The following is a 15,344-nucleotide window of genomic DNA, read 5'->3' on the forward strand; positions in this document are numbered from 1 at the left end:
AAAACAAAAACTATGGAAAACACTGTTTATTGTTTCTACCCATGAGATGAAGGAGAAAACAACAACTATGGAAAACACTGTTTATTGTTTCTACCCAAGGGATGAAGAGGAAAACAGAAGCAACGGGAAACACCGTTTATTGTTTCTATCCAGGGGATGAAGGAGAAAACAACAACTATGGAAAACACTGTTTATTGTTTCTACCCATGGGATGAAGGAGAAAACAAAAACTATGGGAAACACTGGTTATTGTTTCTACCCAGGGGATGAAGAGGAAAGCAAAAACTATGGGAAACACTGTTTATTCCCTCTCCCTTTTAGGGAGAGGGTTAGGGTGAGGGTCCTACAACCCTAAATCATCAAAATCTGAAGCATCGTGGCGCTCGGCCAACTGCACATCGCCCCAGGTGCGGTTCACGATGCGGCCACGTTTAACCGCCGGGCGGTTAGCCACTTCATCGGCCCAGCGGCCAAAGTGTTTGTAAGACGCCACGTCCAGGAACTCGGCGGATTCGTACAGGCCACCCTTCGCCAGCGCGCCATACCAGGTAAAGATGGCAATATCGGCGATTGTGTATTCATTCCCGGCGATAAAGCGGTGCTTCTCCAGCTGCTTGTCGAGTACATCCAACTGACGCTTGGCTTCCATCGCGAAGCGGTTGATGGCGTACTCAATTTTCACCGGTGCATAGTGGTAGAAGTGGCCGAAGCCGCCGCCCAGGTAAGGTGCGGACCCCTGCAGCCAGAATAGCCAGTTCAGCGCTTCGGTGCGCCCGGCGATGTCTTTCGGCAGGAAGTGGCCGAATTTTTCCGCGAGGTAAAGCAGGATGTTGCCGGACTCAAACACGCGCAGCGGCGGCGTGACGGAGTGGTCAAACAGCGCCGGGATTTTGGAGTTTGGGTTTACTTCCACAAAGCCGCTGGAGAACTGGTCGCCTTCGCCGATGCGAATCAGGTGCGCATCGTATTCTGCTCCGCTGATGCCGAGTGCCAGCAGCTCTTCCAGCAGAATAGTCACTTTCTGCCCGTTCGGCGTGCCGAGGGAGTAAAGCTGCAGCGGATGCTTGCCAACAGGCAGCGTTTTTTCGTGAGTTGGGCCGGAAATCGGGCGGTTGATGCTGGAGAACTGACCGGCTTCGGTCTTGTTCCAGGTCCAGACTTTTGGGGGCTGGTAGTTGTGTTCGGACATCGCGTGATCTGCCTTCTTCTCAGGTTAGTTATCTGATGAAACTATCTTGAAGTGTAGCAAGAGGGAAGAGCCTGCCGGGCTATACCGCCAGAAAAGCGAAAGCCCGGCTCGGCATCAGGCCGGTTTCAGCCCCGGTTCAACGAGACCGTAAACCTGGTGATTAAGGTGGGAGGATTTTGCCAGTTCTGCGACGTGCGCGGCGACATCGGCCCGCATGACCAGACCGTGGATCTCTGCTGCCTGGCTTAGGGCTGCTGTGCCTGTTGGCTCGCCGTGAAGCAGGCCGCCGGGACGCACAATAGCAAAGTCCAGCGTGCTGGTTTGCAGCCAGCTTTCGGCGAGGGATTTTTCCCGCACCGCCTGACCAAAGGCCGCTTTTGCCCGATCGGACAAATAGGCCCAGCTTTCTCCGCAACCTAAAGAGGTGACCAGTACCATGCGTGAGATCCCGGCTTTCTCAGCGCAGTCGATGACGGTGCGGTGCGCCTGGTAATCATGTGAACCGCCCATGGTCGAAATGACGGTTGCGTCCTTGCCCGCCAGGAGGCAGGCTGCTGCGACAGCGTCTGCATCGCAGGCGTCGCCGATAATTACCTGGGCACCCGCCTCACGCAGTTTTGCCGCAGCCTCTTCGTTACGCACCAGCACAACAACGGGGCGGTTCTCCGTCAGTGCCAGACTCGCGGTTAGTGCGCCAACACCTTTGCCTCCGGCTCCAAAAATTAACCATGGCGTCATGCAATGTTTCCCTTAATTGTCTCTGCCAGCGCCCGAAAAGCCGCAAGCTGGTCTGCCAGTAATTGGCGATGATCGTCGCGCCCGATGAAGATTTTCAGCATCGCGCTGCCCGCCTGATTGAAGAACAGAATCGAGGCGGTGTCCATCCCCATAAACTTGCGTTCCACCAAAGCGATGTGGGTGCAGTTGGCCGCTTTGATATGCCCCGTCATGCCTTTTTTGCCGCGCAGGTTGAAATAGCCGTGGCGGTGGAAGCCGGAAGGGAGTTCACCCGAAAATTCAATAATCACATCAGCGGTGTGTACCAGCGTGGTGACGCTGCCCCATTCGACAACGGTATCCCAGACGGTGTCGAACTGCTGGCCGCTGACCAGCGCCAGAGCGGGGAGTTGGGTGACAACATCCAGCAGGGTGACATTATATTGTGCGGCAATAGATTCCAGCGTGCCGTCCGGCTGGGTTTTTAAGTAATCGATGAGGGAAACGGAAGTCATAGCGTTGCTCCTTGCGGTTTTTTGTCCGTTGTTGTTGGGGTATTGAGAGCGGCAACCAGCGTTTGCAAAGACTGGAAAATGTTGCTGGCCCAGAAGCGGCCTTCGTCGGTCAGGCGCAGGCAGGTAGAGTCATCCCGGGTCAGACCGGCGTCGTGCCATTGGGTGAGCAGCGGCTGGAGTAAATGTGCATCGGCGGTTAACTCGTCGAGAGGTACGCGGGCAGTTTCAATCCCTGCCTGAAGACGATGCCGCCAGCGGTAACCCGGGTCGGTGGTGCGGGCCATCATCATCAGCGGCTTTTTCCCGGCGGCGACGGCGGTGTGCCAGCTTTCAAGGTTGCGTTCAACCATCCAGGAATAACCGTTGACCGAGCCGCCCGCACCGGAGCCAAAGGCCAGGCAGTCTGCGCCTTGTTTTATCAGCAGGTTGTAAAGGTTGCGCTCCCGCGTGGTGCGCGCCCAGTGGCTGTTGCTGATGCAGCGCCAGCCGGCGCTGTCCATGAAGTCGCAGCCCTGGAGGTACAGATCCCTGCGTTCGGCCGGAGAAGGCAGCGTGACGCGCCCGTTTTCCACGGCTTTACCCAGAGGCGTTTGCGGCAGCAAATTCAGGGCATAGAGATCGACCCCATCGAGGCCGATATCCCGCGCGATAGCCAGGTCTTCTGCCCAAAGTTGCTGGTCCTGTCCCGGCAGGCCAAACAGCAGATCGCATACCACCGCGGCACGATCGCGTTTGCAGAGGTTTTCCATAAAGCGTCGGGCGGTGGGGCCATCGGAGGTGCGTGCCATTTTCTTGCGGATTTTGCTGTTAAACGACTGAATACCGATGGAGAAGCGGTTGGCGCCCGCGTCGAGGCAGGCGTCGATACGTTCATCGTCAAAATTCAGCACCCGGCCTTCAATGGTTATCTCACAGTCCGGTGCCAGCGGCATGCTGCGGCGCAGGGCGGTAATGATCCGCGCTAAATCTTTGGCTGAAAGCGCCGAAGGCGTGCCGCCACCGAAGTAGATGGCGTGAATCGGAGCCGACTGGTGCAGCGGGCTGTTGGCCTCCAGCTCTATCTCCCTGAGTAGAGCGTTGGTGTAGCGCTCGCAGGGGTCTACCTCATAGCGATTCTGATAGAAGCCGCAGAAGGTACAGTGCGTTGCGCAGAAGGGAATATGGAGATAAACCAGCCTTTTGCCGGGAGGCGTTGGGCTGGCAATCACCTGCTGCCAGGTGTGTTCAAGCTGTTCTTTGGCGACGGGCATTGCGCCGCGCCACGGCATGGTGGCGTGCCGATCTTTAAAGGGTTGTCCGCCGGGGAGTGCAAAGTGCGGCTGGAGATCCAGTTCAGGTATCATGTTCAACATCGCTCATTTCAAAGTAATCCTTAATTGCTCTGGTCGGAATTGGGCCAAAACTGGTGATGCAGCAGCTCCACGGCCTCTGCGATACGTGGCCCCATCCCCAGAATCAAAGCCTGATCGATAATGACTATCCGCGTGTTTTTCCAGGCGGAGGTGTGGGTGATGCCTGGAATGGCTTTCAGCGCGTCGGGGTTGCCCTGCGTCATTTGGGTTGTCGCGACGATGACCTCCGGGTTGGCGGCGATCATCGCTTCGGTGCTGTAGCTCTGGTACTGATGATGCCGGGCGATGTTGTGTGCCCCGGCCATGGTCAGGATGGTGTCGGCCACGCTGCCCGTACCGGCAACCTGGGGCATGCTGCCGCCCGCGGAGAGAATAAACATCGCTTTAACGGGATGCCGTTTCGGCGCCGTACTTTTGGCAATAACCGCCAGCCGCTGCCGAAGGCTGGCAACTAGCGCGTCGCCCTGTGACTGGCGCTGCAAGGCTATCGCCAGGGTTTGAATGTTGGCGTACATCTGTTCGACGGTGGCGGGCACTCGCGGGAGCTGCAGGACATTCACCTTTGTCTTTTGCAACTGTTCTATGACGAGTTGCGGCCCGGCATCCTGCCAGGTAATGAAGCGCCCGGGACGCAGCGACAAAATGGATTCGCTGCTGAGCTGCATCCAGGGACCGATATGCGGCAGCGTTTCCGTTTCCGACGGCCAGGTGGTGGTTTCATCCACGCCCACCACCTGGCTGCCTGCGCCGAGGGCATAAACGAGCTCGCTCAGGGAGCCACCCGCCACCACCAGTCTCTCGCTGGCCTGGCTGGAAAATGCCGTGGCCATCGCCAGCAGCGCGACAAAAAAAATTTTCTTCATCAGAACTTCCACCCAAAGCCAATGGCCGTGTTAAAGCCTGCTTCCGGAATAGATTCATGGGCGGTCTGGTAGCGTTTGTTGGTCAGGTTGTTTAGCGCCAGGTTGACCAGGTACTGGTCGTTGTCACCAAATTTTGCATTCACGGCCAGGTTTAACGTGGCCCAGCCGGGATAGCGTTTTTCGCTGTCGCCGGTGTTTTCTTTGGCACTGGAGGCCGCGCGGATAAATGCGTCGGAGGTGATATTCATGGCGTTGAGTATCAGCGTATGTTTGACACCGAAGCGGCCGTTTAAGGCAGGCTCGCCGGTATCCCAGGTTTTCAGCGAGTCGCTTTCGTACTGGCGACGCAGGAGATTGCCGCTCAGGTAAGGAGAGACTGCCCAGCCGTTATATTCCGCGGCAAGCTCTATTCCGTAGGTTTTGGCCTGGTTGATATTGTTGTAGTAGCGATATGTTGCTCGTGAACCGCTACTGTTGCCCTGACAAACGGTTTGCCCTTCGCAGGCAACCGAAGCGATATAATCTTTCGCCTCGGAGTAGTACACCGTGCCGTCTACAAACCACATGTTGCCCTTATAGCGGGCGCCGATTTCGTAGTTATTGGAACGTTCCGGGCGCAGGTTCTGGTTGCCATAGGTCAGGCCACCACCGGCGGAGGTTTGCATAAACTGCTGCACCAGCGTCGGGAAGACGTAGCCCTGGGCGAAAGCTGCACGCAGCTCGATGTCTTTAAACCCGGAATAGCTCAGGCTGGTGGCACCGACAAACTGGTTATCGCTGGTGGACTTGTCTCCACTCACCGTGCTCGTTGTTACACTGGCCTGCGTTTTTTGTCCGCTGCTGTTGATGAGCTTTGATGACAACCAGTACTGGCGGGCGCCCAGGGTCCACGTCCAGTCATCGGCCAGATTCCAGGCATTCTGGGCAAACAGTGAGGTATTACTTTGCTCCGATTTGTCGTGCGACCGGGTGTGGGTTTCAGTGTTAAAGAACCCTGTTTTCGCCGTCTGGCGCGTGTAGCCGCTGGAGTTCTGATTGACTCTATCGTGCTGATACTGTGCCCCAAGCACCAGGTCATTACCGGCCGGGAGCGAGAAGTTAGTTTGTAGCGTTACGCCCTGGGTGTACTGCTTGTCGTTGGTATGGGTTTGATTTTTTATGCTTAGCGCCTTAATCCTTGGTGAAGGAATAGGCTGCGTAGTCGCCACTTCATTTTCAAACTGGCGTGCAACGGTCTGGTTGTAGGCATCGAGATGGATTTTTTTCAGGTAATCGCCGTCGACGTCAAAGTCGTAAAACAGCCCGATTTTTTCCCGCGTCATCTTCGGGATCCTGACGCTGAAGGCGTCGAACCTACGGCCAGGATCGCTGTACCAGGTTTGCGTGGCGAGGCTGTAGCGGTCCAGAGACAGGCCAATTTTCTGGCGATCGAAGCTGTAACTCAGCCATAGCCCCTGACCATTATTACGGAAGTGCGTGTTATCCAGCCGCCCGTCCGGGGTTTTTCTGTTACCCTGGTCCGAATAACTGCCGTTGATGCGGTAGTCGAACTGGCCGATGCTGCCCCAGGCGGCGGCGGATTCCTCCCACCCCGCCGTGGCGGAGTTCCAGGTCGCTTTAACCAGCCCGGCCAGCGGCTTATCCCCGCCTTTTTTAGTGATAAAATTCACCACGCCGCCGATGGCCTGCGAGCCGTAGAGCACGGAATAGGGGCCTTTAATGACTTCGATACGCTCCAGAGATGATTCATCGACCAGCAGGCCAGCACCGTAGTTTTGCCCGGCGCGTTGCCAGGTGACCTGCTGGCCATCAACCAGAATCAACACGCGTGATGAGGCTTCGCCCCGGATGCGTATTTGCTTGCGTCCGGCCAGCGCGTTATCGGTGATTTCTACACCGGGAATATCTTTGAGGTCGTCTGCAATGGACACGCTGGTTGAGTTTTCCAGCGTTGTACTGTCCACCACCTGGACGGTAACCGGACTGTTCCAGAGGTTGGTTTCCGTGCGGCTGGCGCTGACGATAATCGTGTCATCAGGCGTGGCGTTCGGCTGTGCGAAAGCGGAATCAGGCACGGTAAGAGCGCCGGCAATAATCAGAGGTACGGCTGAAAAGGTCGAGTAGGTTTTGTGTTTCCCTGGCATAAATCCCTCCCTGAGAACATTAATGATAGTTATTATCATTCGCCTTTATATCCAGGGGGATCGCGCATATCCACCGTTTAACCTGCTAATCAGATGCAACTTTGATTTTGGTCAAATTCGCATCTGACTCACGGTCTTTAGGTGTTAAAAGCCTTATAAATGCGGAGGATAAATAAGTAGTTGGCCGCGCGACCCCGGCCCGAGGCCGCCGGGCGTGCCAGGAGAAGATAGCGACCTGTCTCCCCTGGCGCGGCTGGTTTAGATAATGCAAAGGGTGGTCAGAGCTTACAAAGAAGCCTGGTGACGGAGGGGGCGAAATGCCTTCCACAGTTCACAGGCAAAGATCTCCGGTTGTTCGAACGCCGCGAAATGACCGCCTTTTTCGACTTTGTTCCAGTAGAACAAATTGCTCCAGGCCGCTTCAGCCCAGGCTCGCGGGGGGATAAAGGTTTCAGCCGGGAAAAGGCTGGCCCCCATTGGTATGCTTATCCTTTCTACGCCTGAACGGGCGGCAGAGAAAAAATCCGCGCCGCGGATCGTGCTGCCAACGCCTTCCCAGTAGAGCCGGGCGCTGGATACGCCGGTGCCGGTAAACCAGTAAAGGGAGATGTCATCCAACATCTTTTCCCGGCTGAGCGCATCCTCAGGCTTGCCGCGGTTATCGGTCCATTCTTTGAACTTCTCATACATCCAGATGGCGAGCGCGACAGGTGAATCACTTAGCGCGTAGCCGATGGTTTGCGGGCGAGTGTTCATCAGGTTGGCGTAGCCTGCTTTATTTGACACGAATAATTCAATGGCCGCCAGCGCGTTGCTTTCCTCTTCCGTCGGCTGCTCCGGGAGAATGGCCGGTACGACCATCGGCAGGTTTACATGAGCCGCCAGTAGCCCGGCAGGTGCCTGGCCGGCCAGCGCGGTAGTGATTGCTGCTCCCAGTCTCCACCCTGTGCGACCCAGTGCTTATACCCCAGTCGCTCAGTCATCAGGGTGGTCCATGCACGCGCAATGCGGCCCGGATTCCAGCCTGTTTCCGTTGGCTTGTCTGAAAATCCGTAACCCGGAATCGCCGGTATCACAACGTGGAAAGCATCATCCGCCGTACCACCAAAGCGGGTTGGATCGGTTAAACGGTCAATGACCTCAAGAAACTCAATGACCGAGCCTGGCCAGCCGTGCGTGAGCAGGATAGGCGTGGCGTCTTTGTGTGGGGAGCGGGCATGAATGAAGTAGATCCCCACGCCGTCGATTTTTGTGCGGAATTGCGGGTAACTGTTTAACCGGGCTTCAAGCTTGCGCCAGTCGTAGTGATGCAGCCAGTCGTGAATCAAAGATTTTGCCGCATCGAGCGGCACGCCTTGCGACCAGTCCTCTACGATTTCCTGTTCCGGCCAGCGCACGCCGCTGAGGCGCTGGTGCAGGTCTTCAATTGCGCTTTCCGGGATATGCAGGTGAAAGGGAGTGACGGCTTCCGTCGCCGCTGGCAACGTGAAGTGTTCGACTGAATGGATAATGCGGGACATGCTTAACTCCAGGAGTGAGCCCGCCCTGTGAGGCGGGAAGGTAAACGACAAATTACTATTTGTAGCGACCGATACAAAATATCCTGGCGTGAACGCGGGCGTCAATAAAGTTGTAGCAATTGCTACAATTGCTATACTGCGGCCTATGACGAGAAAAATTAACTTTGACTACGAGCAGGCGCTGGATCGTGCCACGGCGCTTTTCTGGCAGCGGGGCTACGCTGAGACTGGCCTGCGCGATCTTCTGAAAGCGATGGAGATTGGTGAAGGGTCGTTTTACAACACGCTAAAAAGCAAAAAAAACCTCTATTTGCTGTGCGTCGATCGCTATGAAGAGCGAATCGTTCAGCGACGCATGGACGCGCTGCGCAGCGCCTCCACGGCGGCTGAAGGAATACGAGCGTTCTTTACTGAGGTGCTAAACACCCTGGATGACCCAACAACGTCTTCGCCGCTTTGTATGGTTGCCGCGATGGTCAGCGATGAGGTGCTGTCTCAACCTGAGTTGGCCGAGCGTGCAAAAGATGGGTTAGCCAAAGTGCAGGACGCCATTTGCCTGCGTCTCAGCAAAGACGAGGCGTGGGGAAATCAGCCTGAGGCTTTGGATCCGCAGGAAACGGCGGCGATTATCACAACCTGGCTGCAGGGGCTGTGGCGTATGGCGCTGATGGATTATCAGCGACCCGTCTTTGAGCGACGGATCGCCACTTTTTTGAAGGCCCTGGGTTTATAGGCCTTCCGCTTTCATGGCCGCCTGAACCTGTGGGCGGCTCGCAATGCGCTGAGACCACGCCTGCAAATGGGTAAACTCGCTAAGATCGAGCCCGGCATGCTGCGCCCAGCCTACCGTCGTAAACAAATAGGCATCCACGACCGAAAATGTTTCACCCATGGTATAAAAGCCATGTTTAAGCTGCCGATCTACCCACCGATAGCGCTTCAGTAATTGCTGCCGGGCGACGGGTTTATACGCTTCTGGGGTTGTGGGCGTAAACAGTGGAGCAAAGCTTTTATGTATTTCAGTGGCTATAAAATTCAGCCACTCCTGTGCCTGATAGCGCGCAAAGGTGCCGGCCGGGGGAATGAGCTCTTTTTCCTGTGCCAGATCGGCCAGATACTGAATAATCGCCGCCCCTTCGCGTAATGTTTGCCCGTTATCCAGCACTAACAAAGGTACGTACCCCAGCGGATTAATGCTGTAGAAATCGTCGCCACTCTGCGTCGTATGGCTTTTGAGGTCGACCCTTATCATTTCGCAGGCAATGCCTGACTCAAGGGCCACAATATGGGGAGAAAGCGAGCAATCTCCCGGGCTGTAGTAAAGCTTCATCGTTTTTTTCCCGGTAGCGAAGAAAACGGGCGCGCTCAGGCGCCCGCTCTTTTAGGCGTGAGTGATGGAGATCGAGCGAATATTGAGGTACGCCTCTACGGCTTCCGGACCGCCTTCTGTGCCATAGCCCGAGTCTTTTACGCCGCCAAACGGCAGCTCTGCTGATGGCGTCATCGGCTGGTTCACCCACAGCATGCCGGTTTCAATGCGCTGCGAAAGCTGGTGGATGGTTTTGGCCGAGCGTGAAAATGCATAGGCAGCCAGACCGTAATCCAGACGGTTAGCTTCGCTGATGGCTTCTTCCAGGTCCGTAAAGCCGCGAATTAACGCGACCGGACCGAAAGGCTCTTCGTTAAAAATACGCGCGTCGAGAGGCACATCATCCAGCACCGTTGGCGCGTAGAAGTTGCCTTCCTGGCCGATTCGTTTGCCGCCCGTCAGCAGTTTTGCGCCTTTAGCTATCGCCTCTTCAACCAACGTTTCAATAGCCGTTACGCGGCGTGCGTTAGCGAGGGGGCCAATCTGAGTGGCATTATCCAGGCCGCTGCCGGGCCGTAATTCTTCTGCCCAGCGAACCAGCCCGGCGGTGAAAGCCGCCCGAACGTTTTCATGCACCAGGAAGCGGGTAGGAGAGATACAGGTTTGCCCGGCGTTGCGGAACTTCGCCGTGCCCAACGCCCGGATAGCCAGCTCAATGTCGGCGTCTTCGGCGATGATAACTGGCGCATGGCCGCCCAGTTCCATAGTGACACGTTTCATATGCTGCCCTGCCAGGCCGGCCAGCTGTTTACCTACCGGGGTTGAACCGGTAAACGTGACTTTGCGTACAGCCGGATGTGGGATTAGATAACCCGAGATTTCTGCCGGGTTGCCGTAAACCAGATTGGCAACACCCGCAGGCACGCCTGCGTCCGCAAGTGCCCGGAACAGCTCTGCCGGGCTTGCCGGGGTTTCTTCCGGGGCTTTGACGATAATTGAGCAGCCTGCCGCCAGGGCCGCAGCAAGCTTCAGAACGACCTGGTTAAGCGGGAAGTTCCAGGGGGTAAAGGCGGCCACTACGCCCACCGGATCTTTAACGACGAGCTGCTGAACGGCGGCATCCCGGGAAGGAACAATGCGCCCGTAGACACGCACGCCTTCATCAGCAAACCATTCGATGATCTCTGCCGCAGCATGAGCCTCAAAGCGTGATTCGGACAGTGGTTTGCCCTGTTCCTGGGTGATGAGTGACGCAATAGATTCGGCTCGCTCACGAATCAACTGCGCGGCGCGACGCAGAATCACGCCGCGCTCGATGGCCGGAATATTGCGCCAGGTCTCAAACCCTTGCTGGGCTGAAACCAGCGCGTCATCCAGATCCTGTCGGGTGGCGTGAGCCACCTGGCCTAGTCGCTGACCGTTTGCCGGATTAATCACGGGCAGCGCGTTGCCATCGGCGGCGTCACGCCACTGGCCATGAATAAACAGTCGAGTCGTTGTAGGGTATTGCATGCGGTTTTCCTCATTTTTAAGAGCTATACGGCTAGCTCAATGGCGAGAATTACAGCACTGCAAGAAAGGCGCAGGTAGACAGGGGCAGGGAATAGCGCTTATTCCCTATGGGAATAGGAGAGGTCAGGACTTCTCTGGCGATGGTTTGCCGAAAACGCGTGCCTCAACGAAAGAGATAAAAGCTTTGGACTTAGCGCTTGCCGCCCGGCCCGCCGGGGAGACGGCCCAGAGATCAATCGGTGGCAGCGTCCAGTCGGTTAAGACCGCCTGAATTTCACCGGATGCAAGTTCGCGGCGGAACATCCATTCAGACATGACCGAAAGCCCGATCCCTGATAGCACCGCTTCCCGGACGGCTTCCATGCCGGTCGTGCGTAACCGCCCCTGAACCGTGACGGGAACGCGCTGCTTGCCCTGACGAAACTCCCAGCTTGAGCCACCCCCGCGTAGATCGTAAATCACGGCCTGATGGTTAAGTAAATCCTGCGGCATCTGCGGCAGGCCGCTGCGGGAGAAATACGCCGGCGTGCCCATCACCAGGCGGGGGTTTTGCCCCAGCCGCCTTGCGGTGAGCGATGAGTCGGCCTGAGCCCCCATGCGTAAAGCGACGTCAATGCCCCCTTCGACTAAATCGATGTTGCGATCCTCAAGGAACATATCGACATCCAGTGCCGGATGCTCTGCCAGGAAGTCGGCAAGGTGCGGCATGATATGCAGCCGCACAAATGTCACCGGTCCGCTAACCCGCAGCCGGCCCGTCAGCGTTGCGCTTAACCCGCGTGTGGAGGTGACGGCCTCATCCGCAGCGCTGAGCGTGCGCCGGGCATGTTCGTAAAAGTTACTCCCCGCTTCCGTAGGGGTAAGTCCATGCGTTGAGCGTAATAAAAGCCGAACGCCAAGCTGACGCTCTAGCTGAGCAATGGTTTTTGAGATTGCAGGCTGACCAATGCGCAGCCGCCTGGCCGCAGCAGAAAAGGAACCGGTATCAACGACCTGAACGTAGGTTTCCATAGCTGAAAGCAGATGCATGACTATTCCCCGGAAGAATGACTACCGGTAGCTTACTCTTGATAGACAACCGCTGGCTATGATTACCGCAGGCAATGCGGTTTGACGGTCCGCGAGCTGCGAACCTTACTATTTCATCAACCCACTACAAATAGTTGCCGTGGATTGATGAAAGGCGAATGCCGTTTATTTGCGGTTGTGTTGGCTCTTTGTAATGTCTTGCTGCGGGGAAATACCAATATCCCGACCGTGTTTCCGATGAGAAATATCCAGAAACAATAAGCCAAGTCATGTAAAGGAGTCATGTTTATATGTTGCAGCGCAAGGACGGGAAAATACTGCTTTTTTTTATTGGTTTCCTTATTGTTTATCTGCTGCCGGGAATATATGGGCATACGCCGTGGAAACAGGATGAAAACTATACCTTCGGCGTGATTCAAACCATGTATGAAACGGGCAATTGGTTAGTGCCTGTAAACGCCGGCGAGCCGTTTATGGAAAAGCCGCCGCTTTATTACTGGACGGCTACGCTGATGGCGCATTTATTTTCCGGTGTCATGCCGCTCCATGACGCCGCCCGAACCGCAACGCTATTGTTTTCTGTCATTAATTTTTCCTTTTTTATTCTGCTGGCGAGAAGAGTGTTCCGCGGTGAAAACCTGGCGGATTATCGAATTTGGCTGGCATTCGCCGTTTATGTCAGCGCGCCGGGCATCTTGCGCCATAGTCATGATATGTTCAGCGATACGGCCCTCACCGCGGGCGCAACCGTGGCGCTGTACGGTATTGTTGGGTTGAACCGTCAGGAAAAAGTCGCTGCTTCAGCGGTATGGCTTTGCCTGGGCACGGCAGGTACTCTGCTATCCAAAGGCGTGTTTATTCCCGGGGTGCTCTGGATAACACTATTTTTGAGTCCTCTATTTTTCGCGCAATGCCGGAGCAAAGTATTTTGGTATCCCGTTATTTGTGCTGGGGCGGTTTCATGTATTTTTATTCTTCCCTGGCCGGTTCTGCTTTATAGCAAACATCCCGACCTTTTTATGGTGTGGTTTTGGGAAAATAATATTGGCCGTTTTTTGGGTTTTTCTGTTGCTAAACTGGGTGCTAAAGCAAGCCTGATGCGAGTGCCTGAGGCCGTTGTGCTTTTTGCTCTGCCATCCGGCATTTTGGCGACGTTTTATTTTCTGCGCCATCCTCTAAAGCGACTTAAGAATCAGGATGAATATGCCATTACTATTTTCCCTTTGTTAGGGGTGATTATTCTGCAGATGTCGGCCACCAGCCGTGCTTTATATTTGATGCCCTTTGTTGCCCCTATGGCCATATTAGGCTCTCAGCTTCTGCCGGTAATAAAAGAAAAAGCGCTGCATTATTTCTCCTGTTTTGCCGTTGCGCTATGGTCAGTTTTGCTGGCGGTGGTTTGGGGTATTTACCTTCTCAAGGTGAGTGGCGATAAAAAAGGGTGGCTGACCCCGTTTGAACACTGGCTGCCGACGAGCTATGAGCTGCATTTATCCTGGCCGTTATTTGTGTTTGCCCTGGCCGTCACCGCGCTGTGGATCTGTCGGGGGCGTTTATGTTTGGCGCTGAATCCGGCATTGCGTGCGGCATTCAGTTGGGGATTAGGTGTGACCGTTGTCTGGAGCGTGGCGTTTACGTTGATGGTGGGCTGGTTCGACTACAGCAAAGGCTACGAAGGGGTGTTTAAGGATCTCAAAAGCCATCTTGCGGGGCAGTATCTGGCGAATGATTGCATGGCCTCTTACCGGCTGGGGGAATCGGAAGCACCGATGCTCTATTATTTTGCCGGGATCCTGCATCAGCCACAAAAGACTTTCAGCAAACCTGATCGCTGCCGCTGGCTGATTGTGCTCGGCGACAAGCTGCAGCCTGCGCCGAAGGGGATGGGCTTTTTCTGGGAAGATAACCGCCCTGGTGAAAAGCGCAACAACCTGGTGGTTTATCGGGATCTCCAGGGGAATAACGACTAAAAAACCCAGCCTGGCTGGGTTCACAAGACTCAGCCAGGCAGGCCCTCAACGATGGTGATCATCGCTTCTGCAACGCTGGCCCTTTCCTGACGAGCGCGCTGGTATTCAGGCGAGTGATAGCAGGCCAGCGCCGTCTCCATATCGGCAAACTCAATCACTACGTGCCGGGTGAAAGCCGCATCGCCTTCTACAACTTCCGCTTTGCCACCCCGGGCCAGGAAGCGGGCGTTATAGCGCGTAAATGCCGCCGGGGATAAATCGATATAGCTTTGGTACTGCTTAGGGTTGTGAACGGTGACGTGGGCAATCCAGTATGCGGCCATGCTTTGCTCCTGTAAGGATGAGTCTGTTTGTCAGCCAATCTAACATAGCGGTGAATGGCCGTGTTGCCGGAAAGAGGCGGCATGTCGGGGGCCCAATCACCCAATTCGACGTTGTACATTTCATTACACGCCGATACCAATCACTCACTGAAGAGTTTGTGCCACACGCCTATAGTTCATTTCAACGGCCCCGCAGTGGGGTAAACACGAAAACAAATTCGAGGATGTCGAAATGAAAAAAGTATTAGCTCTGGTTGTTGCCGCTGCTATGGGTCTGTCTTCCGCCGCTTTCGCTGCTGACACTACCGCTACTGCACCAGCTGCTGCGCCGGCCACTACCGCCGCTGCACCTGCTGCTAAAGCTCCAGCTGCAAAAGTAACGCACCATAAGAAACACAAAAAAGCTGCCGCTCAGAAAGCACAGGCCGCTAAAAAGCACCACAAAAAAGCCGCTAAGCCAGCCACCGAGCAGAAAGCTCAGGCTGCTAAAAAGCACCACAAAAAAGCAGTAAAACCAGCTGCGCAGAAGGCTCAGGCTGCTAAAAAGCACCACAAAAAAGCAGTAAAACCAGCTGCACAGAAGGCTCAGGCTGCTAAAAAGCATCACAAAAAAGCAGTAAAACCAGCTGCACAGAAGGCTCAGGCTGCTAAAAAGCATCACAAAAAAGCAGTAAAACCTGTTGCCCAGAAAGCGCAGGCTGCTAAAAAACATGTGAAAAAACATCACAAAGCTGCTGCAAAACCAGCCGTGAAGCCAGCAGCATAAGTTTAACGGGGCAATCCCGCTAGCTTGAAGCGTTAACACAAACACCCGGCTTGCCGGGTGTTTCTTTCTGGAGTTCAGATAATGTTGCGACGCTACAGTTTCGAATTAATCCTCACCGTGCTGCTGACCTGCGGC

The 15,344-nt window shown here is 55.3% G+C and carries 13 protein-coding genes and 1 pseudogene; 2 read left to right on the plus strand and 12 right to left on the minus strand.

The features are described 5' to 3' along the window. Positions 1–343: 343 nt before the first annotated feature. The 7 genes and pseudogenes from VW41_01180 to VW41_01210 all read right to left on the minus strand — a co-directional run bounded on the left by VW41_01180 (position 344) and on the right by VW41_01210 (position 8,300). On the minus strand, positions 344–1,189 hold the full coding sequence (locus VW41_01180) for an S-transferase (GenBank protein ID AJZ87756.1): 846 nt from the start codon (positions 1,187–1,189) through the stop codon (positions 344–346). Between the two features lie 114 nt (positions 1,190–1,303). After that, on the minus strand, positions 1,304–1,927 hold the full coding sequence (locus VW41_01185; protein ID AJZ87757.1) for a hypothetical protein: 624 nt from the start codon (positions 1,925–1,927) through the stop codon (positions 1,304–1,306). Next, positions 1,924–2,421 (minus strand): ShuX, encoded by a 498-nt coding sequence (locus tag VW41_01190; GenBank protein ID AJZ87758.1) that lies wholly within the window; start codon positions 2,419–2,421, stop codon positions 1,924–1,926. Before VW41_01190 ends, VW41_01185 begins: the two co-directional genes overlap by 4 nt. After that, on the minus strand, positions 2,418–3,764 hold the full coding sequence (locus VW41_01195) for a coproporphyrinogen III oxidase (protein AJZ91814.1): 1,347 nt from the start codon (positions 3,762–3,764) through the stop codon (positions 2,418–2,420). The genes VW41_01190 and VW41_01195 overlap by 4 nt, the downstream gene beginning before the upstream one ends. A 29-nt stretch (positions 3,765–3,793) precedes the next feature. Further along, positions 3,794–4,636 (minus strand): ABC transporter substrate-binding protein, encoded by an 843-nt coding sequence (locus VW41_01200; GenBank protein ID AJZ87759.1) that lies wholly within the window; start codon positions 4,634–4,636, stop codon positions 3,794–3,796. Next, complete coding sequence (locus tag VW41_01205; GenBank protein ID AJZ87760.1) at positions 4,636–6,780, minus strand: ligand-gated channel; 2,145 nt, start codon at positions 6,778–6,780, stop codon at positions 4,636–4,638. The genes VW41_01200 and VW41_01205 overlap by 1 nt, the downstream gene beginning before the upstream one ends. Positions 6,781–7,065: 285 nt before the next feature. Next, positions 7,066–8,300: pseudogene (locus VW41_01210) on the minus strand (epoxide hydrolase). Positions 8,301–8,445: 145 nt separating this feature from the next. Between VW41_01210 and VW41_01215 the strand changes: the two are divergent. After that, positions 8,446–9,033: a TetR family transcriptional regulator gene (locus tag VW41_01215; GenBank protein ID AJZ87761.1), complete on the plus strand. Its 588-nt coding sequence runs from the start codon at positions 8,446–8,448 to the stop codon at positions 9,031–9,033. Here the strand turns inward: VW41_01215 and VW41_01220 are convergent. From VW41_01220 to VW41_01230, 3 genes are all read right to left on the minus strand, one after another. After that, on the minus strand, positions 9,028–9,630 hold the full coding sequence (locus VW41_01220) for a glutathione S-transferase (GenBank protein AJZ87762.1): 603 nt from the start codon (positions 9,628–9,630) through the stop codon (positions 9,028–9,030). The genes VW41_01215 and VW41_01220 overlap by 6 nt on opposite strands. Positions 9,631–9,681: 51 nt before the next feature. Continuing rightward, positions 9,682–11,121 (minus strand): aldehyde dehydrogenase, encoded by a 1,440-nt coding sequence (locus VW41_01225; protein AJZ87763.1) that lies wholly within the window; start codon positions 11,119–11,121, stop codon positions 9,682–9,684. Positions 11,122–11,244: 123 nt separating this feature from the next. Next, positions 11,245–12,150: a transcriptional regulator gene (locus VW41_01230; protein AJZ87764.1), complete on the minus strand. Its 906-nt coding sequence runs from the start codon at positions 12,148–12,150 to the stop codon at positions 11,245–11,247. A gap of 290 nt (positions 12,151–12,440) precedes the next feature. Between VW41_01230 and VW41_01235 the strand changes: the two genes are divergently transcribed. After that, entirely contained in the window at positions 12,441–14,120 is a 1,680-nt protein-coding gene (locus tag VW41_01235; GenBank protein AJZ87765.1) for a membrane protein, read from the plus strand. A 29-nt stretch (positions 14,121–14,149) separates the two neighbouring features. On the opposite strand, the gene VW41_01240 is transcribed toward VW41_01235, so the two are convergent. Beyond that, a complete protein-coding gene (locus tag VW41_01240) occupies positions 14,150–14,443 on the minus strand; it encodes a hypothetical protein (GenBank protein ID AJZ87766.1) in 294 nt (97 codons plus the stop codon). Between the two features lie 244 nt (positions 14,444–14,687). Then, entirely contained in the window at positions 14,688–15,047 is a 360-nt protein-coding gene (locus tag VW41_01245; GenBank protein ID AJZ91815.1) for a hypothetical protein, read from the minus strand. Positions 15,048–15,344 lie beyond the last annotated feature (297 nt).

The organism is Klebsiella michiganensis (assembly GCA_000963575.1).
Classification (GTDB): domain Bacteria; phylum Pseudomonadota; class Gammaproteobacteria; order Enterobacterales; family Enterobacteriaceae; genus Cedecea; species Cedecea michiganensis_A.

Coding starts and splice junctions, on each gene's coding strand:
- VW41_01180 (AJZ87756.1), bottom strand. CDS start 1,189: ATGTCCGAACACAACTACCAGCCCCCAAAAGTCTGGACCTGGAACAAG.
- VW41_01185 (AJZ87757.1), bottom strand. CDS start 1,927: ATGACGCCATGGTTAATTTTTGGAGCCGGAGGCAAAGGTGTTGGCGCA.
- VW41_01190 (AJZ87758.1), bottom strand. CDS start 2,421: ATGACTTCCGTTTCCCTCATCGATTACTTAAAAACCCAGCCGGACGGC.
- VW41_01195 (AJZ91814.1), bottom strand. CDS start 3,764: ATGATACCTGAACTGGATCTCCAGCCGCACTTTGCACTCCCCGGCGGA.
- VW41_01200 (AJZ87759.1), bottom strand. CDS start 4,636: ATGAAGAAAATTTTTTTTGTCGCGCTGCTGGCGATGGCCACGGCATTT.
- VW41_01205 (AJZ87760.1), bottom strand. CDS start 6,780: ATGCCAGGGAAACACAAAACCTACTCGACCTTTTCAGCCGTACCTCTG.
- VW41_01215 (AJZ87761.1), top strand. CDS start 8,446: ATGACGAGAAAAATTAACTTTGACTACGAGCAGGCGCTGGATCGTGCC.
- VW41_01220 (AJZ87762.1), bottom strand. CDS start 9,630: ATGAAGCTTTACTACAGCCCGGGAGATTGCTCGCTTTCTCCCCATATT.
- VW41_01225 (AJZ87763.1), bottom strand. CDS start 11,121: ATGCAATACCCTACAACGACTCGACTGTTTATTCATGGCCAGTGGCGT.
- VW41_01230 (AJZ87764.1), bottom strand. CDS start 12,150: ATGCATCTGCTTTCAGCTATGGAAACCTACGTTCAGGTCGTTGATACC.
- VW41_01235 (AJZ87765.1), top strand. CDS start 12,441: ATGTTGCAGCGCAAGGACGGGAAAATACTGCTTTTTTTTATTGGTTTC.
- VW41_01240 (AJZ87766.1), bottom strand. CDS start 14,443: ATGGCCGCATACTGGATTGCCCACGTCACCGTTCACAACCCTAAGCAG.
- VW41_01245 (AJZ91815.1), bottom strand. CDS start 15,047: ATGCTTTTTAGCAGCCTGAGCCTTCTGTGCAGCTGGTTTTACTGCTTT.